Origin of the sequence: Floridaenema flaviceps BLCC-F50 (assembly GCF_041929275.2) — a bacterium.
In the GTDB taxonomy this organism is placed as follows: Bacteria; Cyanobacteriota; Cyanobacteriia; order Cyanobacteriales; family Aerosakkonemataceae; genus Floridanema; species Floridanema flaviceps.
Genome location: NZ_JBHFNR020000001.1, coordinates 3613574 through 3639639, shown reverse-complemented (window position 1 = coordinate 3639639; position 26066 = coordinate 3613574). Strand labels below are relative to the sequence as shown.

26 protein-coding genes and 1 pseudogene are annotated in these 26066 nt (G+C 38.5%); 25 read left to right on the top strand and 2 right to left on the bottom strand.

The annotated features are described in order from the left end of the window. Positions 1-4: 4 nt before the first annotated feature. From ACE1CI_RS17690 to ACE1CI_RS17680, 3 genes are all read left to right on the top strand, one after another. Positions 5-376: a response regulator gene (locus tag ACE1CI_RS17690; RefSeq protein WP_413263519.1), complete on the top strand. Its 372-nt coding sequence runs from the start codon at positions 5-7 to the stop codon at positions 374-376. Positions 377-568: 192 nt separating this feature from the next. Further along, on the top strand, positions 569-958 hold the full coding sequence (locus ACE1CI_RS17685; protein ID WP_413263520.1) for a response regulator: 390 nt from the start codon (positions 569-571) through the stop codon (positions 956-958). 273 nt (positions 959-1231) lie between these two features. Beyond that, complete coding sequence (locus ACE1CI_RS17680; protein WP_413263521.1) at positions 1232-1447, top strand: hypothetical protein; 216 nt, start codon at positions 1232-1234, stop codon at positions 1445-1447. 30 nt (positions 1448-1477) lie between these two features. Here the strand turns inward: ACE1CI_RS17680 and ACE1CI_RS17675 are convergent, their stop codons facing one another. Continuing rightward, positions 1478-3397, bottom strand: a complete 1920-nt coding sequence (locus ACE1CI_RS17675; protein WP_413263522.1) for a GTPase family protein — start codon at positions 3395-3397, stop codon at positions 1478-1480. A 219-nt stretch (positions 3398-3616) separates the two neighbouring features. Between ACE1CI_RS17675 and ACE1CI_RS17670 the strand changes: the two genes are divergently transcribed. From ACE1CI_RS17670 to ACE1CI_RS17620, 11 genes are all read left to right on the top strand, one after another. Further along, entirely contained in the window at positions 3617-3787 is a 171-nt protein-coding gene (locus tag ACE1CI_RS17670; protein WP_413263560.1) for a deaminase domain-containing protein, read from the top strand. A gap of 21 nt (positions 3788-3808) precedes the next feature. Continuing rightward, a complete protein-coding gene (locus tag ACE1CI_RS17665; protein ID WP_413263523.1) occupies positions 3809-4018 on the top strand; it encodes a hypothetical protein in 210 nt (69 codons plus the stop codon). 55 nt (positions 4019-4073) lie between these two features. Further along, positions 4074-4436 carry a hypothetical protein gene (locus tag ACE1CI_RS17660; protein WP_496615538.1) on the top strand — a complete coding sequence of 121 codons (363 nt, stop codon included), beginning with the start codon at positions 4074-4076 and terminating at the stop codon, positions 4434-4436. 667 nt (positions 4437-5103) lie between these two features. Further along, positions 5104-6084: an L-histidine N(alpha)-methyltransferase gene (gene egtD, locus ACE1CI_RS17655; protein WP_496615537.1), complete on the top strand. Its 981-nt coding sequence runs from the start codon at positions 5104-5106 to the stop codon at positions 6082-6084. 62 nt (positions 6085-6146) lie between these two features. After that, on the top strand, positions 6147-7499 hold the full coding sequence (gene ovoA / locus ACE1CI_RS17650) for a 5-histidylcysteine sulfoxide synthase (RefSeq protein WP_459564031.1): 1353 nt from the start codon (positions 6147-6149) through the stop codon (positions 7497-7499). Between the two features lie 368 nt (positions 7500-7867). After that, the gene (locus tag ACE1CI_RS17645) at positions 7868-9421 is read left to right on the top strand and encodes a radical SAM protein (RefSeq protein WP_413263527.1); all 1554 of its coding nucleotides are present in this window, start codon (positions 7868-7870) and stop codon (positions 9419-9421) included. Between the two features lie 648 nt (positions 9422-10069). Next, positions 10070-11188, top strand: a complete 1119-nt coding sequence (locus ACE1CI_RS17640; protein ID WP_413263528.1) for a mechanosensitive ion channel family protein — start codon at positions 10070-10072, stop codon at positions 11186-11188. Between the two features lie 205 nt (positions 11189-11393). Further along, positions 11394-12980, top strand: coding sequence for a mechanosensitive ion channel family protein (locus ACE1CI_RS17635; RefSeq protein WP_413263529.1), 1587 nt, complete (start codon positions 11394-11396; stop codon positions 12978-12980). A 168-nt stretch (positions 12981-13148) separates the two neighbouring features. Continuing rightward, positions 13149-13694, top strand: a complete 546-nt coding sequence (locus ACE1CI_RS17630; protein WP_413263530.1) for a hypothetical protein — start codon at positions 13149-13151, stop codon at positions 13692-13694. Positions 13695-13773: 79 nt separating this feature from the next. Beyond that, entirely contained in the window at positions 13774-14850 is a 1077-nt protein-coding gene (locus ACE1CI_RS17625; RefSeq protein WP_413263531.1) for a substrate-binding domain-containing protein, read from the top strand. 74 nt (positions 14851-14924) lie between these two features. Next, positions 14925-16625 carry an iron uptake porin gene (locus ACE1CI_RS17620; RefSeq protein WP_413263532.1) on the top strand — a complete coding sequence of 567 codons (1701 nt, stop codon included), beginning with the start codon at positions 14925-14927 and terminating at the stop codon, positions 16623-16625. A 12-nt stretch (positions 16626-16637) separates the two neighbouring features. On the opposite strand, the gene ACE1CI_RS17615 is transcribed toward ACE1CI_RS17620, so the two are convergent. Further along, positions 16638-18167 (bottom strand): glycine betaine ABC transporter substrate-binding protein, encoded by a 1530-nt coding sequence (locus ACE1CI_RS17615; RefSeq protein ID WP_413263533.1) that lies wholly within the window; start codon positions 18165-18167, stop codon positions 16638-16640. Between the two features lie 130 nt (positions 18168-18297). Between ACE1CI_RS17615 and ACE1CI_RS17610 the strand changes: the two genes are divergently transcribed. The 11 genes and pseudogenes from ACE1CI_RS17610 to ACE1CI_RS17560 all read left to right on the top strand — a co-directional run bounded on the left by ACE1CI_RS17610 (position 18298) and on the right by ACE1CI_RS17560 (position 26065). Next, the gene (locus tag ACE1CI_RS17610; protein ID WP_413263534.1) at positions 18298-19035 is read left to right on the top strand and encodes a class I SAM-dependent methyltransferase; all 738 of its coding nucleotides are present in this window, start codon (positions 18298-18300) and stop codon (positions 19033-19035) included. Positions 19036-19101: 66 nt separating this feature from the next. Continuing rightward, positions 19102-19596: a DUF427 domain-containing protein gene (locus tag ACE1CI_RS17605; RefSeq protein WP_413263535.1), complete on the top strand. Its 495-nt coding sequence runs from the start codon at positions 19102-19104 to the stop codon at positions 19594-19596. A gap of 224 nt (positions 19597-19820) precedes the next feature. Then, a complete protein-coding gene (locus tag ACE1CI_RS17600; protein ID WP_413263536.1) occupies positions 19821-22088 on the top strand; it encodes a DUF1796 family putative cysteine peptidase in 2268 nt (755 codons plus the stop codon). Between the two features lie 172 nt (positions 22089-22260). After that, positions 22261-23259: a phosphotransferase enzyme family protein gene (locus ACE1CI_RS17595; RefSeq protein ID WP_413263537.1), complete on the top strand. Its 999-nt coding sequence runs from the start codon at positions 22261-22263 to the stop codon at positions 23257-23259. Positions 23260-23471: 212 nt separating this feature from the next. Further along, entirely contained in the window at positions 23472-24062 is a 591-nt protein-coding gene (locus ACE1CI_RS17590) for a Uma2 family endonuclease (protein ID WP_413263561.1), read from the top strand. 24 nt (positions 24063-24086) lie between these two features. Next, positions 24087-24304 (top strand): annotated as a pseudogene (locus ACE1CI_RS17585) (hypothetical protein). An 82-nt stretch (positions 24305-24386) separates the two neighbouring features. Continuing rightward, entirely contained in the window at positions 24387-24878 is a 492-nt protein-coding gene (locus ACE1CI_RS17580) for a type II toxin-antitoxin system VapC family toxin (protein WP_413263538.1), read from the top strand. Continuing rightward, complete coding sequence (locus ACE1CI_RS17575) at positions 24865-25047, top strand: hypothetical protein (RefSeq protein WP_413263539.1); 183 nt, start codon at positions 24865-24867, stop codon at positions 25045-25047. The genes ACE1CI_RS17580 and ACE1CI_RS17575 overlap by 14 nt, the downstream gene beginning before the upstream one ends. Before the next feature lie 66 nt (positions 25048-25113). Beyond that, positions 25114-25362 (top strand): UPF0175 family protein, encoded by a 249-nt coding sequence (locus tag ACE1CI_RS17570; RefSeq protein WP_413263540.1) that lies wholly within the window; start codon positions 25114-25116, stop codon positions 25360-25362. Further along, on the top strand, positions 25359-25541 hold the full coding sequence (locus ACE1CI_RS17565) for a PIN domain-containing protein (RefSeq protein ID WP_413263541.1): 183 nt from the start codon (positions 25359-25361) through the stop codon (positions 25539-25541). Before ACE1CI_RS17570 ends, ACE1CI_RS17565 begins: the two co-directional genes overlap by 4 nt. After that, entirely contained in the window at positions 25517-26065 is a 549-nt protein-coding gene (locus ACE1CI_RS17560; RefSeq protein WP_496615536.1) for a GUN4 domain-containing protein, read from the top strand. The genes ACE1CI_RS17565 and ACE1CI_RS17560 overlap by 25 nt, the downstream gene beginning before the upstream one ends. Position 26066: the final 1 nt, after the last annotated feature.

The following is a 26066-nucleotide window of genomic DNA, read 5'->3' as shown; positions in this document are numbered from 1 at the left end:
AATTATGAGTAAAAAAATTCTCGTAGTTGACGACGACGAGGCAATTCAACAAGTCATTAAAACTTGTTTGGAAGAGTTAGCGGGGTGGCAAGTGTTGCTAGCAGGTTCAGGTTTAGAAGGACTTCGCATCGCCAATTCGGAAGCCTTAGATGCAATTTTACTAGATATTTCTATGCCAAAAATGAATGGGATTGAGATGTTGCAAAAGTTACAAGAAAATTCAGCAACACGGAAAATTCCCGTCTTTTTATTAACCGCTAGGACTGTTTCTGCCGATCAACAGCAGTTAGAGCAAGTTGCTGGTGTAATTATTAAACCTTTCAACATCATAAAATTAGTTGAACAGGTGTCCCAAAGTTTAGGCAGAAAACTTTAACTTTTGTAAACTTCAGATTTTCTTCAAATTTTCTTTTTAATATGGCAGTAGTCATCCTCAAAGGTTTGATGGATGTTTTTTGCTAGAGGAGATTTGCTGATTAGTATGTCTAAAATTATTGATGAGAAGCCCCTGGTAAAATTTTTAGCCTAAGTAAGACTGTGCAACCTTTGTGACCCCAGGAGAGGAATAGTGACTAGAATTTTAATTATTGAAGATAATTACTCCAGTAGTTTAGAGTTTGGCACAAACATCGCCCGAATTCTAGATATGGAGGGATTTAAAATTACATTAATCAGTAACATCGCCGTAGGTTTGAATTTAGCTGTTAATCTGAAATTTGACTTAATCATTTTTGAATTAAACTTTTATTCGCTAAAAAGAGATGATATTCTCAAGCGAATCAAATCGAGTTTACAAAATTTACAAGCATCAAGCCTTTTAATTACTGCCAACTACGAATCTGAAGCGATTTCTTTAATTAAAGAACTGGGAATTACTGATTATTTAATTGCTCCTTTTACCAAGCGTGATTTATTGTCAGTTGTAACTAACTGTTTTCTGGAACATCAAATTATTTAGGGGACTGGGGAAAGTTCTTAGCTTCGTTTGAGAGAGTTTTGAGTTAGGAAGAAAGTTCTGAGTTTTAAGGTATCTCCGCTGCCTAAGCGAGCCTAAGCGAGCCCCTGTGTTCCCCTGCTCCGGTAATGTTGTGTAAACAATCATGTAGTTTTGTAAGTTTCCCGTTACTTTAGGCTCATCTTCAAAAATTCTTCAAATTTGCCTCATATCCTCTAATCATCGCTGGTAAATCAATTGTCATCCTTCCTCTGTTAGTGATTGAGGTCTAAGAAAATGGCAAGTTGTCCCTGTTGTTCTCATACGATGTTGCGGCATATTCGTCATAACCAAATTTTCTGGTACTGTCGCCACTGTTGGCAAGAAATGCCTAATTTAAATTCATCTCCTTCGTTGTCAAAGTATAGCCAATCTTTGGAAAGTATCATTCAGAAAAAAGCGTCAGTTCGTGAATTAGGGAAAACAGAGAAGCTTTACCAAAAAGCCTCTTAAATTCAAGTTACTAACGCTAATAACAAATTTCTACTTTTTAGTAGAGTTCAAATAGTAATTGTATCGTTCCTGTAGTTGTGTAACTGTGAGATTCTGTGTCCAAAACTCTACTATAGTGTGACCAAATGCCCAAGCATCGCGATCGGGCGCAGCAGAATTTTCCAGTAACAATAACCAAAGCGGTCTTAGATCAAAATCAAGCGGTTTAACTTTGTCATTTAACAGGGAGTAAATGTCATAAGCCATTTGCAGTTTACCAATAACAACAGGCAATTGTTCTACGGGAATTTGTTGAGCTAAGGCAAAAGCTAAGGATGGCGATCCAGTAGACATGGTAGAGATGAATTGTAGGATTGGACTTTTCAAGAAACTTGCTAATCCTTGAGTAGTTGTCATCTGGAAAGTGTAACGATCGATAATTTTAGCAGCAGCGACAGTTCGCGCTTCTAAGTTACGCAAAAATCTGGCTAAACGGAGTTGTTTGGCGGGTGCGATCGCATTTACCAAAGCCAAAGATAGCGCTTCAATATTCCAAGCTTGGCGATTACTTCGACTATCGGAAGTAACAACAGGTACAACGATTTTACTAAACTCTCCTAACTGTTTAGCACGATATTCAGTTGCTTCTCGAATGGCAATTTCCTTTGGTTTATCTCCCCATTGCCAATCATAAAAAGGTTCCCATTCCCGAATCGGACGTAAGCGATCGACTTGAGTTACAACTGTAATTACAGGTAAATCTGCAACTTCTCCTTTAATATCTTGCAGAAAGTCTACATCCATTTGTAAAGCTGGATCTAAAGCGGGAGTAACTAATAACAAAAGATCGCCATTTGTCGCATAATCAATTACTAAATCCCGTAACTCTCCCCGCTTTATTTGTTCATAACCAGGAGTATCCCAAAGGGTTAAACTTTCTCCGGTTTGGGCTTTCCATTCATAACTTTGAATTTTATCTGTACTGGGCAAAACATCAACTGCGGCTAAATCTGCCTGAAACAAAGTATTAATTAAACTGCTTTTTCCCGATCCAGTTCTTCCCGCCAATAGAATATTTACAGGTTTTTGTTCTACTTTTTCTACGGGTTCAGCTTGAGTTAAAATCTCTCGTAAAGTTTGGGTTTTTGCTTGGGGAAGAGTGGGTGTAGCAACAGCAGTTTCAGAGAGATTTGCGGCAATACCGCTATAAAGTTGAATTGCTTGTCCAGCTAAATTTCGTAATGCAGCTTCCCGCAAAAGTTGACCTAAATTGATTAATAATTGCTGAGTTGCTTGGTTGCTAGAACGCTGACTAGCTACTCTTGCTAAAGCTGCTGCTGGGTTAATTACCCATTGTACCCAATTCCAAATTTGCCAAAGTTTTCGCGCCGAAGGTTCTAATCTTTGATACACTTCGTAAGCTTCTACTGCTTGTCCAACTGTTACTTGATTTAATGCAGGAGATAATCTTTGCATCCAGCGATCCATATCATCTACTGTGCCCCGAATTAGAGAGTAAGCTTGGGGAACGTAGATGTTAAGTAAGGGATATTTTACTTCTGGATTGTAGGCGCGTGCGATCGCAATTACTAACTGCTGACAGCGTTGCCAAAAAGTACCCCAATCTTCCCAAACTGGGCGATCGTTTTGTGCAGTTTTTAATATTTCTTGTAACGCCGCTTCCGCTTTAATTGCAGCATCATTTCCCTCTGGTAAATTTACTGTATCTTCAGCAGCTTCTTCCAGTTCTTTATTAACCTCAGCAACCACATTTTCTATTTGTGCTACCACAGGTTGCGTCCATTTTACCAACAACCAACGCCAACCCACCAAAATTATAGTAAAGATCGCCCAAATCCAATTAATTCCCCAAGCGTGAATTTGTTGCCCTGCTGCTACCATCAGGAAAGCAATGATAGTTGCGATCGGCGTTGCTAATACAACGATTTTCCAAGCTTTTAGTCGTACCATTGTCCTCAACCTTTCTAATTAAACGAACAAGATAACCTGTATTATCAATGCTAGTATTTCTAATTTATATAAAACACCATCAGAAGCGATGAGGAGTTGAATTTCTGATTAAAGAGCGTTTGCAAGAAAGCGTTTATCCGTAGGGTGCGTTAACGCCAGTGTAACGCACCATCCCACCATATTTAACGTCGCTGCGTAAGTTCTGAAGTATTATCAGCAATTGCGGAAGCTCTTGAGATGTTCTACGATCTTCAAGTAAAGGGAAATCTCTATCTTTACACTGAGCTACAACCCTGTGAAAGCTGTGAAAATATAGTCAAGCAATTTGAGGAGAAGTTTCCCAACATCAAAATAGAATTATTTTGGGATTATCCTTATCCATCGGAGTGAGTATAAAGGAGGGATTTTTTTATGGTATTGCGATCGATCCAATCAGATATAAAAACACCCTCTATAGAGATGTTGCCTGACTCTCTAAAAGTTTTACTGGATAAAATTAAGCAACAACATTACGAAGAACTTTATGAGTCAGAAGCAGATGGCACAACTTCACTTCAAGATGATTTAAATGAAAATATACTCAAAACATTACCTGCTAGTGAACAGGATGCGATCGTGTAGCCTACCGGAGACATATTGCTGCCATGATTTTAGAAGAAATTGAGGACAATTAGACATGACTACAGTAGCTATTTTGCCAATAACTAGTGGAAGTGGTAAGAGGATTTTTCGTGCGATCGCAGGTGATAAGCAATCAATCGGTAAAACCGCAGGAGAAGCGCTAGATGCTTTAACTGCACAGTTAGAAAGCAGTGAATTTAGTACGTTAATGATTATCCAAAGTTTTGTTCCTGATTGGTTTTTTAATGCAGAACAACAAAAGCGTTTATCTGAATTAATGAATCTTTGGCGAACTGCACGCGATCGAGGACAAACACTTCCAGTAGAACAGCAAACAGAATTAGATAAGCTTGTAGAAGCTGAATTAAAAGCTGCTACAACCCGAACAGCAGCTTTGGTGCAACAAATAAATTCATGAATCCATTAAGTTACGATCGTAAAATGCGAAGAAAAAGAGAAAAACGATCGCTATGCCAATAACTACAGCTAAGTGGACAATACAAACCGACCGAGGTTAACTGATTGGATTAACTTCAGCAACCTTCTAGAAAAGAGTTATCGGATTATACTCTATTTTGTCCATTATTCAGACAGTTATCAAGTAGAAATTTTGCAATGTTCATTTAGCACAAAAAATGGCATAATGTTTTAGTCACGGCGCTCCTGGAGTAAATCGCATTCCAGTAGCATCCAACTAGAAATTAACAACTACTTTTTCCCCTTTTCCTACAAAGAAATGGGAATATTGTAGCTTGTTAAATTATTCACCTATTGAAAAAGGAGAAACAGAATTGTACAAAGTTTCTTTAGCTTCTGCCTTCTGCTCTCTCAGGATAGATAAATTTTAATCAATCAGTAATTAAATGCCCAAAATACTATCTTTGGGCAGAAGTTGTTAATCACTTATTATTAATAAAATTAATATAACTTTTTTCAGTCTTATCGATTCAATAGACGATGATTATTACAGATTACTAAATCAGTAAGTTTTTTTTTCATACAAAAAAATAATATTTTAGGAAAAAGTGTTGATCCCAAAAACAAAATCTGCCATATTGATTGTATCCACATCAAAAAAAAGTAAAATGGCAACAACATTTTTGACAAATCTTAAGGGGCATTACCAAACTCTAAACAATGATGGAGATGATGTTATTCAAGGATTAACAAGAAATCCAAAAACTTTACCAGCTAAGTATTTTTACGATCGTCAAGGTTCGCAACTATTTGAGCAAATTTGTGAGTTGCCAGAATATTATCCGACACGAACAGAAGCATCCATTTTACGCGAATACTCTGATGAAATTGCCCAGATAACAGGTGCTTGTGAATTAGTAGAATTAGGTAGTGGTAGTTCGACAAAAACTCGCCTGTTGTTAGATGCTTATCAAGCGCAAAATTATTCCTGTAAATATGTGCCGATCGATGTTAGTGAAAGCATTCTCGAAGCTAGTGCCATTCAATTACAAAAGGACTACCCCAATTTACAGATTAAAGCATTAGTAGGCACTTATGAACAAGCCCTCGCCCAACTAAAACCCACCTCTTTGCCAGCACGAATGATTTTTTTCTTGGGGAGTTCGATCGGCAATTTCACACCCCAGGAATATGATCTTTTCTTAAACCAAATCAGGGATGTACTTGCCCCAGGAGATTACTTTTTGCTTGGCATTGATTTGCAAAAACCCATAGAAATTTTAGAAGCGGTTTATAACGACTCTCAAGGAGTAACGGCGGCTTTTAATTTGAATATGCTTGACCATTTAAACTGGCGTTTTCAAGGCAATTTTGATACCAGCTTATTCACCCATCAAGCTATTTACAATCAAGAGGAAAATCAAATTGAAATGTACTTGCATTGCCAAAAAAGCCATGTTGTACATTTAGAAAGCTTAGACTTGAAAGTTAATTGGGAAGCTGGGGAAAGTATGCTCACCGAAATCTCTCGGAAGTTTGATTTAGAAACTGTGCAAAAAGACCTAGACTTCAAAGGATTAAAGACCATAAAAAGCTTTACCGATTCGCAAAATTGGTTTGGTTTAACCCTTTGTCAAGCAGCGAGATAGTTCTTTGCGATCGCGCCCTCAGCTTAGTACCCCAACCCATTCAACAAACAAAAATTTCCAGCATGAACACCCTGAAACTTCAACTACCAATTCAACTAAACACTTGTAGTAGAGAAGCCATCTTCAGTTACTTTCAAAACGCTTGGGAACTGGAAGATTCGCTGATGAAAAGTATAGTAGGAGAAGAAACATTCTATCTGAATCCTGATTCCTTACGCAATCCCCTAATTTTTTATTTGGGTCATTCAGCGGGTTTTTACATCAACAAATTAATGATGGTAAATTTGTTAGATAAAAGTATTAACCCGGATTACGAATTCATCTTTGGAGTTGGGGTCGATCCGCAAACTCCTGACGAACTAAACGCCGCAATTTCTCATATTGAATGGCCTGAATTAGCAAAAGTTTGGGAATATCGGAATCAAGCTTATGAAATCGTTTCAAAAATCATTAAAAACACAGCGCTTAATCTGCCAATTCATCAAAATCACCCCCTTTGGGCGTTGATTATGGGAATTGAACATCAGCGCATTCATTTTGAAACTTCATCTATGCTAATTAGGCAACTTCCTGTAGAGAAAGTTGCACGTCCCGAAAATTGGCAATATGCACCTTCTAATAGTGACATTTCTCATAATGAAATAATCGAAATTTCTGGAGGGTTAGTTGAAGTAGGTAAACCCGAAGATTTTCCGCTTTTTGGTTGGGATTGTGAATATGGCGATCGGCAAGTCAATGTTGCGCCATTTGCCGCCAGCAAATATATGATAACCAATGCAGAATTTCAGGAATTTGTTAATGCTGGTGGCTACGAAAAACAAATTTACTGGAATGAAGAATCTTGGGCTTGGAAAACTGAATATAACGTCAAACATCCCAAATTTTGGATACCTAATAATGGTGGCTACAACTATAGGGCAATGTTTGATGAGATTGACCTACCTTTAGATTGGCCCGTAGAAGTAAATCATTATGAAGCAATGGCTTACTGTCGCTGGAAAGGTGAGGGAATTCGCTTAATGAGTGAAGCGGAATGGCATTTAGCAACTTATGGATCTGAGGCGAATAGAAAAACTTCTGGATTGGATACAGTAAATAATTTCAATCTCAATTTAAAATTTGGTTCGCCCAGTCCAGTGGGTATCTTAAAACAAGCCGAAAGTCCTTCCGGGTTGTATGATTTAAGGGGAAATGTTTGGGAATGGTTGAGTGATGATTTTAACCCATTGCCCGGATTTAAAAGTCACTTTCTTTATGAAGACAATGCAACACCTTTTTTTGATAACCAACATAAGATGATGTTGGGTGGTGCTTGGGCAACAAATGGAACAGAAGCGTTAAAGTTTTATCGCAATTGGTTCCGTCCTCATTTCTATCAACACGCTGGTTTTAGAATAGCTGAGTCACAAAACTAAGAAGAACAGTAATTAGGTGCTATGCAGGTGTTCTGCGATCGCCCAAATCACCAAGATATCATGGGAGACAAATTAAAACCATGCAAAAATTTTGGCATAAGCTCAAACATCAATAATTCCCTTAGAAGGGAATTATTAAAAAAATTGGAAATTTTGTTCAGTTTACACATTTGTTCACCTATCCTTCTATTTTAATAGACATCTCCAACAAAGAATCTCAAAGGCAGGCAGGATGCCTACCCCACAAGAGTTTTTGGAGATGTCTAATAGAAGATTATTTCCCCGACTTGTTTTAGTGTTCCAAAGAATTGGCAGCATGACGGCTCAAAAGTTTCTGACAGTCATTTGTAGATAACCAACCCTGAACTATGGAAGCGAAAAAATCTCCAACAATTGGATTAGTTGAAGTTCCAGCAACAGGATTATTCGATTCTGAAGGCAAAAATTGGACTTCTCTGTACAGAAATCGTTCTTTAATCAGCAAGCAAGTTTTAATAGCTGACTTGCAAGCAGGGGGATTTGATGCACGATTAGTCAACCTCAGAGATGGCGATTATAGTGAAGAATTTGGGCAAGTTTTCTGGAAAGGGATGACTCTACGGAAAACCTATGTAGGAGGCAGCATTTCGGCTCTCGATCCTCACGCATTCGATGCTTGGGGAGTTACAATTAATTTCTCGCAAGATCGTCAAGTTAGCTGTATGCTGATTGAGCATCTGGCAAAGGGAGGTCGTCCCATTGTGGTTGGGGGTTCGGATGCTTTCGCTGAACCACAGCACTACTTAAAGGCTGGCGCAACCGCAGTAGTTCAGGATAAATCAGGGGCAGCGAATTGGGCTATTTTTGACTATGTATTGGGAAGAACCCCTAGAGAAGAACTTACGGGTGTGATTCTCGCAGATGGTAAACAATATCCCAAGAAGACTAAAGCCAAAAGTCCAGATGAGTGGGCACTACCCTCGTTGGAAGTGGCGCGGGACTGTTTAGGAACACTCCCCAATGTCCAAGGATTTGCGCCAGTCGGTTCGGTAGTGGCTGACATTGGTTGCGATCGCACCTGCGATTTTTGCATGACACCCACCTACGGCACAGGTTTTCGGAGAATGTCCCCAGAAACAACCCTGAAATGGTTGGAGATCCAGAAAGAAGCAGGGGCTAAGTCGATCAATATCGGGTCCGATCAATTCCTCGCTCGTGGACTCTTTCCGGGAGGACGAGAAGAGATCCTGGAAATTACCAATGGCGCACGGGAGATGGGAATAACTCTCATGTGGCCCAATGGTTTAGAACTGAGAAAAACAACTCTCGGCGCTGGGCGTAACTACGAAAGCACCGACCTCAGACCTGACGAAGAACTGATTGAAGCACTGTTTGGCTGGGATGGCAAAGTCGGTTGTCCTTTAGCTTATATTCCTGCCGAACGTCCCGTGTTTGGACGAGAAGCCTACAAAAAGCTCCTGCCTTGGCAAGAGCATTGTACATTAATGAAATCTGTAGTCAGAACTGGTGTACCTGTCATTGGTTATGGCATCATTATCGGGCTACCCGATGATGACCATGAGGACTTGTTACGTCTTGAAGAAGCGATCGCAGAACTGGTGGATGAACTGGTAGAGATTAACCCGCAATTGGAATTTCAGACTTCTTGCTACAGCATTATTCCCTTACCTGGAACTGGGCAAGCCCAAAGCTTACGTAAGGCAGGACTGTTACAGTTTGAAGACACCTGTCTTTGGGGAGTATGGACAACAACTTCCAACACTCATCACCTTACCTACGAAGAAGTTTCCGACTGGCAAATTCGTCTATCTAATATTCGCAGAGCACCTTCTGAATTTACCAACTATAACGGGGAATATTCAGGGATGGTTAGTGAAGCTTCCTCTGAGGACACAAAGATTGCATTGGCAAGTTTGAAGTGAGCGCTGGCGATTATACTCGGTTGTAACGGCTCTCCCGTACTTGTGGTGGAAAACCCTGGTTTTAGGGACTGGGGACTGGGGACTAGGGACTGGGAAACCTTGTGAAGTAAGCACTTGGCTAATTAATTAGGTTTACTTATCACCATGATTACGGGAGAGCCGAATTTTCTAGGTATGTTGTTGCGCTTCAGCGCTAAAGAAAGGCGCCCAAGCGCAACAACATACTTTTTCGTATGTGCCAGTTGCGTAAGTCCTGTTGTTCATTCCCGATCGCAGATCTGGGATTCCTACAAGTAAACAGAAAATGTGTTGGTAGGAAAAAGATGAAGAAAATTGAAAATTTTCTTCATCTTATATTTTTCTTATATTTTTCCACTACATTCTTAATGGTCTTGGTATCAACAGGAACATTTAGCAAATCCAGATGGATATCATCTGGAGCAGTCCAGCATTTCACTGACTCATTCATTTCCGGTAAATTCCCCCTAATAAACAACCCCTCCTGCCCGTTGACAGGGTGGTGTGCAATGGGAATTATGGGTAATCAAGCGGACATGATATCAGTAACCCTGATTTGCTCTTGATACTTAATTCAGTATTAAGTATTTACACTATCTAAGAAGTTTTGTTTCAAGCTGAGGAAAGACTATGCAAGCAATTTTAGACACGCTGAAAAATCTCGATTATTCGGGCGTACCCATTGGCAAAATAGTTACCGTCATTATCATATTGACGCTGACTCAAACGTTGAGAAGATTTGTAATTGCAGCTATAGTTAAAACTATTGAGCGCTTTACTCGCAAAACCAAGACCACTCTCGACGATGAATTAATTGCGATTCTCAAACCGTCTTTAAGTTGGTTGATTTTGATTGGTGGATTGTGGATTGTCAAGGAAATTCTGGCGCAGGAATTAGGTCTTCAATTGAGCGAAACAATCGGCAGGGCGCTCAATTTGATAGTCGTTTTCATAATTGCTTATGCTGTTTATCGAGCGGCTTCTATCTTCGGTCAAATCATTGCTAATCTGTTGCTACAGAGCGACACTGAGTTGGATGAATTGCTCAGACCTTTGATGCCGAAAATTTTTCAATCAGCAGCAATTATCGTCATTGCTATCAAGATTAGTGAAATCTTTTTAGGGCAATCAGCAGCAGCACTAGTTGGTTTATTAGGTGGTGCTGGTATTACTTTAGGTTTGCTGTTGAAAGATATTGTTTATGACTGGTTCTGTACAATTATTATCTACTCTGATAACCTTTATCGAGAAGGCGATTGGGTTGGAGTAACGGGGTTAGAGGGCTTTGTACAAATACTTAATATCGGATTTAGAACCACAACACTTCATGTTGTTAAATGGGGTTCGATCGTGAAAATGCCCAACTCTAGAATGATTTCTGGAGTTGTGGAAAATTGGTCACAAAATCCGGGCGATGAATTAAAGTGGGGAATTAATTTAATTCTCAAAATTGACGGAATTTCCGCTAAGAAAACCGCGAAAATTTGCTCTGCTATTGAACAAATGCCGAAAAATATTAAGGGTTTTTCTCCCTCATGTATAGTTCGGTTTAAACAAATCGAGCAGAATGCCAGAGTAATTGAAGTTATTGCTTTTGTTAACGATGACAATCTCTACTTTGATGCAGAGAGAGAATTGAATCTAACAATATTAGAATTACTGGAGCAAGAGGGTATCGATTTCCTCCATGTGGAACTGAGAACCGAACCAGAAAAACGCAAACTTGCAGAGAGCGCAGTTAATAATTGAAAAAAAGAGTGGGGTAACAAAAAATATTTTGTCTCTGTCCCCATTCAAGCAAAAAGTGGAATGGGGAAGAAACAGAACTCGGTTTCTGGAATTTATTAAAAAACCTCAATTAACTCAGAATCAATAATTTTGTACTGCAAAGTAATTAAAATATTCAAATGATTTGATTTTTGCGTTAACTCCCAAAAACAATTTAGTAAAAACAATGAGCAACTTATTAATTATCTTGGCTGAAGTTGGTTTGGTAATAATTATTTTTCTATCCTTAATTTGGTTAGTTAATAGATTATCCAAGCTATTGATTAAATTTTCCTTATTCAATCTGGACGATCGCCGAATTAAAATCATGCGCCGGAACATTACAAGATTGTTGTTACTTGTATGTTCGGTGTTGTGTATTTTGATTATAGGTGTTAATGGTTTTTTGATTTATCAAGGTCAAGACCTGGAAAAATATACAATAGACTTGATTGGGCAAATCCCGGCAGGATTTTGGCTCAGTTTGGGAATCGGTATTGCTCAAAGTATTGGCGCAATAATTGTAGCAGCGATCGCACTGAAATTACTCAAATATAGTTTGAAAGTAGCGAGTAATCGTGCCAAAAACATAGAAAAAAGCACCGCAGATGATGATATTATTGAAGCTTTCTTCAAGGCACTTTATCAAAGAATCAAATGGGGAATTTGGCTGTGGGTAATTATTTCTTGTGTTCTGTTTCTCCAATTTCCAGCAATAATTTCGGAATATTTGTCGATCGGACTAAGAATATACTTGATAACTGCTGTGGGATTACTTATCCTCAAAGCAGTCGCCTCGATCGTTGATATTTTCGATGCTCTCACCATCAAATACTCTAGTCCTGATAACTTTTTAAGATTCTACGATCGCCTACGACACCTGATTCCATTTTTCAAGCGATGTTTAGAATTTGTCATTTACGTCTGCATCGCCACATTGGTAGTTCAGCAGGTAGAGTCGATCGCCAAAATGTCAGATTTCGGTCTGCGAGTACTCAAAATTATTGCCATGATTTTCTTAAGTCAGGTAATTTTTGAAGTTATCTATTTAATTGCTGAAGAAGTAGTATTTAAAGAACAAAATTTGACGGACATCCAAAGAAGCAGGCGCTTAACATTGATTCCACTATTTCGCAGCTTATTGCAATACTTAATTTATTTCACCGTTGGGGTTTCCATCCTTTATACTCTCGACATTAATCCAACTCCCATACTAGCTGGTGCGGGTATTGTTGGTATAGCTGTTGGTTTAGGCGCACAGGCATTAATAAATGATATAGTCAGCGGCTTCTTTATTCTGTTTGAAAACTACTATTTAGTGGGTGATTATGTGGAGTTGAGAAAAGACGAAGAAACAAAATTAGAGGGGATTGTGGAAGCGATCGAACTTAGAACCACCCGCATCCGACATCCCAACGGTCAATTACAAATTATTCGCAATGGTGAGATGGGTGCAATTACCAATTACTCCAAACAATACATCTTTGCCGTAGTCGAAGTTGGTGTACCTTACAATTCTAACTTTGCTCATGTTTATCAAGTAATTGAGGAGGTAGGAAAACAATTAAAAGCTAATTACTCAGATGTACTCGAACCCACACAAATAGATGGGGTAGAAAGTCTAGGTGAATCTAACTTAATGCTGCGAACATTAACCAAAGTCAAGCCCGGAAAACATCTTCACATTCAGCGCATTCTGCGAAAGAATTTTATGGATATCTTGTTTCGAGAAGGTATTTTGCTTCCTGCTTATACTCAAATTAGTGAAGATTAATTTGGTATCTATCTCAGTTTATTAGTTACCAACAGGTAAAAAAGATAATTTTGTTTACTTAAAGGAACACGCAATTCCTGATGCTCTGTTTGCTCAACTCAAAGATAAGTTCTAAAAATGAATTGCTCGATCGCACTGCCCAAAAAACACCAACCAACTAAAAAAACTATGATGTTTTACGCAAAGACTTGGCAAAGCATTTTAATTATTACAGGGATGGCTGTTTCTGCCTCTTTCATCTATACCTGTAAAGCACAAGCTCAATCAAAAATTGAGTCTGGAAACATACTAATCGCCCAAAATTTAGGGGGAATAGTCCGCAAAATTCCCTTAGAAGAAGTAGCACCTCCAGCAATGTCTTCAGCAAAAACAGTAACTAATGCTCAATTTAACCAAGCCCGAATAGAACTCAAGTCTGACGGTTCATTAATGTACATACTCAGAGGCAAAAATCAACAAGGCTTTGAAGTGGAAGTACAAGTTACTCCTAATGGTACCGTCCTTCAAGTTGATGAACAAATCGATCCCAGCGGAGTTCCTGAAATTGCCACAAAAGCTTTCAAAAGATGGGCACCAAATGACCAACTTATCAGTATTTGGCGGAGTACTCGTCTTGGCGAATTATACTATCAATTTGTCCTTCAGGATTTTTGGTTAGAAATTGCTCCTGATGGTAGTAAAGTCATCATTAACCGCAAAAAAATTCAGATTTAGTCAATTAAAAGTCCCAGACTATAATTCTGGGACTACCCAACATCAAGTTGGCATATACTGACTAATTAAAAACAATAGTTTGGCTTACGTAGCTACAATTTTTAATCGCTATCAAACCTTACTTAATCAGACACAAATGAAAATCAAAGCGATCGACAACTGGCAGAAAAAATTAACTGCCACGTTAACTATAACAACGATTTCTCTTACTACTAATGCAGCTTGGGCACAGTTGCTTAGGGGTGCTGGTGATTCTTTTGCCGAACCTCTTTATCAGCGATATAGCAAAGAATACGAACAGCAAACAGGAGAAAAATTTAAATACAGTATTATTGGCAGTGGTGGTGGAATTCGGTTGTTTGTGAACAAATCGATCGACTTTGGTGGCAGTAGTTTAATTCCCACACCTATTGAAAAAAATCAAATGGAAGATGGTTTGTTAATGGTACCTACAGGAGGAGGTGCATTAGCTATTGTTTATAATTTGCCAGGTGTGAAAAGAGAAGTCAGATTATCTCGCGAGCAATTAGTGAAAGTTTTTACAGGTAAAATTACCAATTGGCAACAGATTAATTCCAGCCTTCCCAATCAAAAAATTCAAGTAGTCGTTTGTTCTGGCAACTGCGCTACTAGCTTTATCCTCACTAAATACTTAAACAAAATTACTGGAGGAAAAGTACTAGCTAGTAGAAATCCTGATTGGGGATTTAATGTATTTTCTGCTTTTCCCACAGATAGTGGAATAGCAGGAGAAATAAGCAGAGTTGATGGTACTATTGGTTATGTACAAAGTAATTTTGCTCTAGCCAACAATCTATCTATTGCTAGTATTGAAAATCAGAAAGGTCGTTACGTACAACCAACTTTGGCAGAAACCAAAAAAGCTCTAGCAAATGTCAAATTTAATGATGACTTTACTACTGAAGATATCAAAGATCCTGAAGATGGTTATCCTTTGGTAAGTTTAACTTGGTTGTTAGTTTATAGAAGATATCTGAATCCAGATATGCTAAAAGCAATTCAAAATTTGTTGAATTGGATTTTAATCAAGGGTCAAACATTTAATGAGCAGTTGGAGTACACGAAAGTTCCTGAAGATGTCGCTAAAAAAGCGATCGAAGCTGTAAATAATGAATTGAAAATTCGACCTTATTAAAATAAAAATTTTCTCTTTAGCAATTTTTACAGCTAATGGGGTTGTAAGTGTGAGGATAAGTTGTCAATAAAATCATGAAAATCTTAAATCTACCATTTTCTATTACCTTAGCGATCGCGAGTTGTAATTTACTCATCCTATCTCCAGTTGTAGCCCAAGCAAACTTCAACTCAAATCCTCTGAGAGACTCATCTTTAAATAATGCCAATGAATCACCCTTAGTCACCTATAATTCCGAATTTAAAGACGAAGAAAGTACCCTTGAGCAAATCGAAAGATTATATAGTGGCCCTCCTCCTGAACTTGACGAAGCGATCGTCAATGTCAATCAGTTGTTAGATGTTACTCCTAACCATTGGGCTTATCAAGCCCTAAGAAATTTAATCGAAAAATATCGCTGTATTAGCGGTTCTCCTGAGCGAAATTTTAATGGCGAGCGGGCAATGAGTCGCTATGAATTTGCCGCAGGGTTAAATAGTTGTCTAACCAGTATTAGGCGTTTAATTGAAAGTTTTAACAATCAATTTCCTCAAAAAGAAGACTTGCTAGTTATCGAAAGATTGCAAGCCGAATTTGCCACAGAACTACAAAATATTACTGCCAAAGTAGACAACATAGAACAGCGAGTAGCTTCTATCGAAAGGCACCAATTTACTCCAACTACAGTTTTACGAGGTACAGCAAATTTTAACTTAATTAGTGCTTTTGGTGACAGGAAAGCCGTTTCTCCTGGAAGTCGTTCTCAGGAAAAATTAGAAGATAATTTCACTTTATCAGGAGCAGTAATACTTAACTTTGATACCAGCTTTACCGGAAAAGATAGATTGCGAACCCAACTATTAGCCGGAAATGTTAATCCTTTTGCTAGCCGTGTCACTGGCACAGAAATGACTCGTTTACTCACAATAAATACTAACAATAATATAAGATTAGGAACCCTATTTTATGAATTTCCTCTAGGGAAGCGTGGGATTGTAGCGATCGCTCCTATTGCCGACTTTCCTACGAGGATTTTTCCAGCTTTTAATCCAGTTAATTCTATATCAAATTTTGGTGCAGAAAGTCCGATTTATTCTTTTGCTTTCGGTGGTGGTGGAGTAATTTACTACAATTTCACTGACAAGTTAGCTGGCGGTATTAGTTATTTAACTGATTCCCTTAGTAATGTGAGAGAAGGACTATTTAAGGGTCAATATACTCTCTTGAGCCAAATAAGTTATACTCCAACTGAGCAATTTGGATTTGCTTTTACTTATGGTCATTATTATGCACCCGAACCTGGTATAACTAATAATATAACGGGCAGTAAAGGTAGTGTATTCGCTCAATTTCCTTTTGGTACAAGTACAGCAACTTCCTCCAATGCTTTTGGTTTACAATTTACTTACAAAATCAGTTCCAAATTGATCTTAGGTGGTTGGGTTAGCTATTTTAATGCTAAAGCGGAAGCTTCTCCCAGCGTGAGTGGGTTAAATGGTTTTCGGGGTTCTCAAGCAGAGATTTGGAGTTGGGCATTGACGGCATTTGTAGCAGATTTAGGTAAAACAAGTTCGCAATTAAGTTTTGTTTTTGGTATGCCTCCAAGAGTGATAAATAATGATGTTTCTGGACGAGAAGATCGAGATACTTCTTTGCATTTAGAACTATCTTATCGCTACCCAATAAATGATAGAATTTTTATCACTCCCGGATTTCTTGTAGTTACAAGTCCAGAGCATAATTCTGCAAATTCTCCAATTTGGATTGGGTTGCTCCGAACTTCGTTTACATTTTAGGTTAAGCTAAAATTAAAGTTTTTTAGATTTCAGCCACTCCCGGGCAACTTCTTCAACTGGACGAGATTGCTTATCTACTTGATAATTCATCTTTTGCATTTCTTGAGTTGAAATTAATCCAGCTAATTCATTGATTACTTTTCGCAATTCTGGATATTTTTTCAGCGTTGCTTGATTAAAAACTGGGATAGGGTAATATGGAGGGAAATACTTTTTGTCATCTTCTAAAATCACCAAATCCAGCACAGGAATCAAGCCATCTGTAGCATTTGCTGCCACAAAATCTACTTGCTTTTCTTTTAAAGCTTGATACATTAATCCTAACTCCATTTGTTTCGGAGGTTTGGTAAATTTGAAGCCATAAGTCTTAATTAACCCTTCATAACCGTCTTTTCTTTCCAGAAATTCATACCAAAATCCTGCTTGCCATTGGGGAGTATATTTAGCAGCTTCGGAAAGAGTTTTGATTTTTAAACGTCTAGCATCTTCTCCGCGAATAATCATAGCATAGGTGCTGTTAAATCCTAACGGTTTCATGACTTCCAAGTTAAATTTTTTGTCGTATTCTTGCTTGACTTTTTGATAGACAATTTCCGGGTTCTTGATTGGCTGTTGTTTTAAAATAGCTGTCAATGCTGTTCCTGTGTATTCCACATATCCGTCAATTTTACCTGCTTTTAAAGCTTCATGAGCAATAAAAGTTCCTCCTAAATTGAAGCGTCGATCGACCTTTAATTTAGTACGAGATTCGATGTGTTGAGCGAGAATTTCTCCTAAAATAAATTGTTCGGTGAAATTTTTACCCCCGATCGCAATTGTCGGCGCTGTTGGTCGGTTGGCAAAGACAAATAAGCCCAGTATCATTAAGATTAATATGCCAGAAGCAACAGCAATTTTGCGATGAAATTTTCCTTCTCTTTGTCTGTTTTGTGTGAGTTGCTTTTCTACCCAACCTAAGAAAAAATCTGCACTTAAAGCGATAAAAGCAGCGGGTATTGCCCCTGCTAAAATTAACTGATTGTTAACAGAAGCAATACCGCGAAAAATAAATACTCCCAATCCGCCAGCACCGATCGCAGCTGCAATAGTCGCAACTCCCACAGAAATAACTGTGGCTACCCTGACTCCTGCTAAAATTACACCTAAAGCTAGAGGAATTTCTACTTGAAACAGCAATTCATTATCTGTCATTCCCATGCCTCTTCCGGCTTCTCGAATTGCTGGATCGACACTATTAATGCCAATATAAGTATTGCGAATTAGCGGGAGTAAAGCGTACAAAGTTAAAGCAACAATGGCGGGAGTTGTGCCAATTCCTCCCAGAAATGGTACAGAAATTAGGAAGCCAAAAATTGCTAAACTGGGGATGGTTTGAATGGCGTTGGCAACACCGAGAATTGGTTGAGCAATTTTTGGTTGGCGTGCGATCAGGATGCCTAAAGGAATGCCGATCGCAGTTGCTACTGTCATGGCGATCGCTACTAAAATTAAATGTTGTCCCATGCGGAGCAAAATTTCTGGCGCGTATTCAGTAAAAAACATTTTTATCTCCTGAGAATTTGGTTTATAATTAACAAGGTTTTCCAACTATACTCAACTATAAAGCAGGTAATAGCTAAAACCTACTATATACTTGAGTTTAATTTTTGTAACAAAAAGGTATAAAAACAGAGTGACACCACCAATTCCATCATTTTTAAGTAGCTTTTGGCAAGATGCTTTTAATTTAAAGCAGCATCTCCAGGAATTTTTACATTTGGATGTGGAAACATTAGAGAGTAAATTAGCATCGGGTCAACAAAAAATGGCTGAGTTAAGTCACAAAGATTTTGATTGGCAACAAGCTACAGCTTTCTATCAAGACCGGGTGAAGGATGCTTATTTGTTTGAACTAGGAGCTTGGCATTTAGCGAGTCATGATTATATTGGTAATACATTACTATTAATTGCTAAATATGCCCAAGGTAGGGTATTAGATTTTGGTGGAGGAATTGGTACTCATGCGATCGGTGCAGCACTTTGTCCAGACGTAAAAGAGGTGATATATTGCGATATTAATCCGATCAATCGTGATTTTGTAAAGTATCGCTCTAAACAACTGGGGTTAGAAAACAAAATTATTTTATGTGAAGAAATGCCAAACTCAGAAAATTTTGACACAATAGTTTGTTTTGATGTGTTGGAACATTTACCAGACCCCATACAACAGTTACTCAAGTTTCATCAAGTTTTGAATGATGAAGGAAAGATAATTCTTAACTGGTATTTCTTCAAGGGGTTTAATCAGGAATTTCCTTTTCACCATGACGATCGACAACTGATAGAAAGTTTCTTTCAGACCTTACAAACTAAATTTTTAGAAATTTTTCATCCTTACCTAATAACATCTCGTTGTTATCGCAAGTGGTAACATGGCATCTGCTATGCTGTGCGATCGCCCAATAGCTTAAACTCATTAAATTAGGAAATCATCACCATGAGACCACAACCAATACCACCAAAACCCGGTCAAGAATCAGTTTGGGATTACCCTCGTCCCGCACGCTTAGAAGATACCAATAAACATTTGAAGGTAATTTGTAATGGGATTATTTTAGCCGAAACCAACAAAGGCAAAAGAGTCTTAGAAACAAGTCATCCTCCTGCCTACTACTTCCCTCCTGAAGATATTAAACTAGAACATTTAATTGCTACACCTAAAAAAGGTGTATGTGAATGGAAAGGGTATTGGCAATATTATGATGTTAGCATTGGTGATAAGTACATAAATCAAGCTGCTTGGACATACTTTCAGTCCACCCCCGGTTTTGAGTCAATTCAAGGATACTATGGATTTAATGCTAGTTTAATGGATGCTTGCTACGTTAATGATGAGTTAGTAACACCGCAAGCAGGTGAATTTTATGGCGGATGGATTACCTCTGATATTGTCGGGCCTTTTAAAGGTGGTCCCGGTACATGGGGATGGTAATTTCCAGATCCCCTGAATAGATCCCCGACTTCTTCAAGAAGTCGGGGATCTATTTGGATCTAATTGCTTTGGTGTGCTGCAAGACAGAAATCGATCGCTAATTGTGATAACCTCAAAGCAACTTTGTAAACTCCGATCTTTTATACAGATATGCAGTTTGCATTTTCCTTTTGATTATTTAACATTGTCTGGCATAGTATTTTTAAGCATTAGAAGAGAAATGTATGTATCGGTTCCAAGTAAGGGCAAACACACAAAGGGGAGAATTTATTGCACTTGTCGGTTCAACTCCTGAGTTAGGAATGTGGGACATAAATAAGTGCATACCTCTACATACCAATGGTCAAAGTTACCCGTTATGGTGGACGGAAATTAAAATCGATGTTCCTTCCTCATTAGAGTCATCCAATAACCAAAAGGTTAACTATAAGTATGTGCGATTTAGTGCCGATGGTACTGTGCAGTGGGAAGCTTGGGGAGATAATCGTTGGATACCATTAGAACCTAGCCTACCACCAACCACAATAATTGTAGAAGATGGCTGGTTCGGTTGGGTGCAACCTTTTCCCTACGGATATTTTCAGCAACCTATTGTCCAGAAAGAAAGCACCAAAGGAAATGAAGGTTTAAAAATCGCGGTTATTGGCAGTTCTGTAGCTTTAGGTTGCAATTCCTGGTTGTTGCGCGGTTGGGCTTGGCATCTGGAAAAAGCATTGCAGGAAAAATATGGTCACATACTGGTGAATGTATCAGAAGTGGGGGCTAATGTCAGCCGGACGATCGACAGATTTCCCTTAGTAGTCGCACCAGAACAACCCGATATTGTAATTATTGCGCTTTCTCTCGGTAACGAGGGGTTAGCGCATTGTCCACCGCATCAAAGACGGGCGGTACAACGCCATTTTGAAAGAGGATTGCAGCAACTCGTAAAAATGACCAAAGAATTGGGAGCAATGCCCATTTTAGCTGGATTATACCCGAATGGGGATTATTATTCGGAACATAATTGGCTGTTGCGAGATACGCACAATCGAATGTTAACTTGGGGCGTGACCGTGTTAAATTGGCTGGATGCGATCGATGATGGGGCGGGGCGTTGGAAAGCTGGTATTTCGTCTGATGCGGCTCATCCTAATAGTTTAGGGCATCGGTTGATGTTTGAGGCGATCGATCTCCAAGTATTCGACATCGATAAAAACAAATTAATGCAAGCAAAACAACTCTCTACTCAAAAGCAAGAAGTCCCAATATATCGCGATAATTGGGGTTTCCATGTTTTCGCCTGTCAAGAAGAGAAAAGTTTGCGAGTTATTAATACTTCCAAAAATACTTATACGATCGCAACTTACTGGGAAGAACTGCAAGCACATATTCAAAGTAAAGCCGGATTGATTCCAGGAATTTATATTAGCAAAAAGGTAGAAAAAAGTACACTTCCTTACTTTTGGGTGCGTGAGGATGGTGCGATCGAAACCAGCGTAAATATTCCCCCTGGTGCTGACATTGAATATAGCGCCGCTTTCAATTTCTTTACCCCAAAAGCTGCCCAAGTTTTACACTACGACGGACTTTTGGGATTATGGAAAGAAAGCGATACTACTTTGCGCGTCATCAACGAATCAGACCACGAATATAACATCCACCCGATGTGGAAAGAAGTACGCAGCGCCCTCAAAGGAATGCCAGAAGGTGTTTATGAAGATTTAATTGAACCAGATTTGCCTTTTCGGACAATGATAATTGGCAAAGATGGACTGGAAAACCGAGTTAAAGTGCCAGCTAAATCATCAGTAATTTTTGAATACAAGTGTAAATTATCAGATATTAGCCGAGTAGCGATTCTTCCGTTAGGCGATCGCTGTGCCGCCAGAATGTTATTGTACAAAATGGAATATGACGGGCCAGCTTTTCCCTTCGATCTGACAAGAAGCACCAATCTTGGAGACGTGGCAGACATGATTGAAAATGGGTTTGCCGATATGTGGAATCCTCAGTTTTTACATTACAATCATGACGAAAGGAGAATCTATCACGGCAAATGGTCGGGTTTATCTTTCGCCCATGAAGTTGAAGAAACAGACGATCCATTAAATGATATGTCTCCGGTTTATGAACGGATGCGCGTGCGTTATTCAGCCCGTTCTCAACGCTTTTGGTATACGCTTAAAAAATGTGACGAAGCGTTATTTATTCGCACAGGTATTACCGATCGCGGATACGTGATAGATTTGCTGCATAAATTGAAAGCAAAATGTGAAGGGAAACCATTCCGAGTTTTGTTGATTTCTCCCCAATCATCCGATCAATTTGCCGGACTTCCCCATGTGTTGCATTATAATTTAGAATTTAATCCAGATAAAATGTACGATGATTTGGGATATTGGATGTATTGCACAGATGTAATGCGAGAAATTCTGGAATCCTTGGGAGTGACTAGTAAAAACTTGTTTTGGTGTCCGCCAAATCCCCCGAAAGATTGGGCGAAAGAGTGAGAGGTTTGCAGAAGAAGGAATTGAAAAACGAAATGGAAGACGAATTAACTGTCTGGTGTGGTCTATTTGATTTTTGTATAGCGTTTCCCAATTAACTGAGGTACACCCAGATGTGTATATCAAGCCTTTTAGTTTTAAAGTTGTACCTCACTAGATCGAGAAACGCTATTTTATGAACACACCTTTTATTCCTATAGTTCATTCAATTCCTGAAGGGTCAGCTTTAATTGACACTGTACTTGATAACTACCCAATTAACAAGCCCCTCAGTTGTAAGTTATACAAACGTGGGCTTAACGATACTTATTTAATAGAAACTGAACAAGAGAGATATATTTTACGGATTTATAGATATAGTTGGAGAAATAAAGAAGAGATTGGTTTTGAGTTAGAACTGCTAGCATTTTTAAATAATAAAAATCAGCCAGTAGCATACCCTCTTCTTAGAAAAGATGGTGGTTTTACTACAGAGGTTTTAGCACCGGAGGGTGTACGTTATGCGGCTGTGTTTACGTATGCACCAGGATGTGCAGTTAATGAAAAGCTTGATGTTGAGCAAAGTTATATTTTGGGAAAAGTACTGGCAGAAATTCATCAGGAATTAAACTGCTTCAGGAGTTGTTTTACTCGGAATCAATTAAATAGTGAATATTTACTTCATAGGTCATTGCTAGCAATTACATCCCTCTACAAACATCGTCAACATGATATAGACTACCTCGAACAATTAACAAAAAAAATTGCCAGCCAAATAGCCAGATTTAGGCTACCTTTTAAAGCCCCTGAGTATGGAATTTGTATAGGTGATGTACATTCAGGTAATGCTCATTTTACAGAACAGAATAAACCAACATTGTTTGACTTTGATCAGTGTGGTTATAGCTGGCGTGCTTTTGACATTGCAAAGTTTTTACACGCAGCACTAAGGATGAAGATAGACATTGAAGTTAGAAACAGCTTTATTGAAGGTTATCAGACAATTCGCCAGTTGAGTGAAGATGAACTAGCATCAATTCCCGTATTTGTTCAAACTGCTCATATCTGGGTTATGGGAATTAGTACAAGTGTTGTAGGTGATGTTTTACCTTATGGTTGGTTCGATGATGATTGGCTAGATGCAAGGTTAGCCATGTTGAAAAGTTTAGATAATGCAGAAATTCAAATCTGTTAACCACTAAACTGGAGTTTAGACTAATTCTCCCGGACGTTACCAGTAGCGGTTCTTTGGTAGAAAAAACTGTATTGGTAGAATTAGGGAGAACTAAAACCCGCTAAAAAGGCTATTTAGTCTAAACTCCAAACTAAAACCAAATCAAAAAACATTATTTCCCCTTTTAATTTGATATACTAAAATCGTTTAATAACAAATATTTGGATAAGGTTATGGATACTTTTGCGATCGCCTTACCTCCCACCCTCAAATTGAAAATCGATTTGTCTGACGAACAATATTTCCAAATGTGTCAAAAGAACCGCGATTTAAAATTTGAACGCACAGCCGAAGGAGTATTACTAATTATGCCACCAACCGGAGGAGAAACTAGCAACCGCAATGCTGAGTTAACTTTTCAACTTCAAGCCTGGAGTCGTCAGAATAATCTGGGTATTGCCTTTGATTCTAATGGTGGTTTTAAGCTTCCGAATGGGGCGGATAGATCTCCCGATGCTTCTTGGGTAAAAATGGAACGATGGAATGCCTTAACACCCGAACAACGAGAAAAGTTTCTGCCCCTTTGTCCCGATTTTGTAGTTGAATTACGCTCACCTAGCGATAGCCTAACAGAACTGCGCGAAAAAATGCAAGAATACATCGAAAATGACGCAAAATTAGGTTGGTTAATTGACAGAAAAAACAAGCGAGTTGAAATTTATCGCCCAAATCAAGAAGTAGAAATTTTGGAAAATCCGGCGACTCTTTCCGGTGAAGATGTGTTGCCTGGTTTTGTTTTGAATCTCAATCCAATTATGTTTTAATTTAAGAAGGAATTTGAAAACGAAATGGAAGACGATTTACGTCCTGAATACGACTTTACTCAAATGCAGGGGGGAGTTAGAGGAAAATATGTCATCGATATCAAGGGACTAATTTAGTACTTCTAGAACCTGATGTTGCCCAAGCTTTTCCTAATGATGAAGCTGTAAATAACGCATTGAGATTGTTGATTCAGGTAGCCCAACGCCAGCTACCCAACAGTGGTGTACAAATGACGGAATAAAACGCTGATTGTGGCGATCGCATAACTTGTGTGTAGTACCTATTACCACGCTAAAATAGAAACGTTAGTAGCTTTATCTTGCATGAGTGAAACCATCTACATTGAAACCAGTATTTTCGGCTATTTGACAGCTAGATCGACTAAAAATCTGATTCTTGCTGCCAACATTGAATTAACGCGAGATTGGTGGGAAAATTATCGCAGAGCTTTCGATTTATACATTTCGCAAATTGTTTTAGATGAAGCAGCCTTGGGCGACTCAGAGATAGCAGCCAAGCGGCTGGAAATTTTGCAGGATATGACATTGCTGAAGCCTAGCGAAGCTGCTGAAGATCTGGTGATCCAATTTTTAGCAAGAAGTAATCTTCCAAATAAAGCTGCTAACGATGCAGCACATATTGCCCTAGCTACTGTTCACGGGATGGATTATCTTCTAACGTGGAATTGTAAACATATAGCAAATGCTCAGATTCAAAAAAAATTGACACAGATTTGTGCTGACTTTGGGTACGAGCTACCAACGATTTGCACACCTTATGAATTAATGGGAGATTATGGAAATGCTGACCAATGAAATTTTAGAAGAAATTCATAAATTTCGGGAAGATTATGCTAAATCATTTAATTATGATGTAGCTGCTATGTTTGCAGACTGGCGCAAAAGAGAAGCTGAAAGTGGTAGGAATTCAGTAACATTACCTCCGAAGAAAAAGCTTAATAAACCACTGCATCCAAGTGTTTAAGAAGCTGAATGTGTCACACAGCTTAAACTCAAGAAAACAATTCAAAAAGAGTGAGATAATTTTGCTATGAGTGTGATCGTTTCAGACGAAATACTACAGGCATCCGGGCTTACTTCCAGCGACTTTCGCCAAGAAATTGCGTTGTATATGTTCCAAACAGGTCGCTTAACTTTGGGCTATGCTAGCCAACTAGCGGATATGCACCCAAATTCTTTTCGTCAACTTTTGAAAGAACACAACATTCCACTTTATTCCTACGATGTTGAGGACTTTGAACTTGATTTGAAAAACTTACGAGAATTGGGACGACTGTGATTGTCATCAGCGATACATCAATTATCATGAATTTAGCAGCAATTCAATACTTATACCTTCTGCCTCAACTCTACAATCAAGTCACTATTCCCGAAGCAGTTAATCGTGAATTAATATATATTGATATTCATACACTTAACCCTAATATAAATCAATGGCTAATAATTTGTCGCAACTAAAAGCTAAATATTCTCCACTACATCGATTACTAGTATCTGGAAATTGGCAAGAGGCGGATTTAGAGACAACTAGGTTAACATTTCGCGTCGATTCTGAAAAGCTGAAGATAGATGGTGGTATTCCGGTTAGAGGAGAAATAGCTGAAATTATCGATAAATTTCCTATTCAGGAATTACAGCTAATTGATTTTTTGTGGAAAAAACATAGTAATGGAAGATTTGGTTTTAGCGTTCAGTGGCAAATATTTCAAGAAATAACGGCAGCGTATTACAATCCAGATCTCATAGAGAAATATTTGGTTAATAAGCGATGGTCTCCTATGTCTGCATTAGCAATAGAAATTGGCTGGTTAAATAAAGGATCGGGTGAATGGGCATTCGATCGTGATATTATCTATTCACTTGATGCTCCGTTAGGTCACTTACCTACAGTAGGTAGGCAAGAAATGGGAGTTGCTTTTCATCATGGTTATATGTTGAGTAGGATTTTTTCTAAACTCTACCCGCGCAATACAGATTATTAAT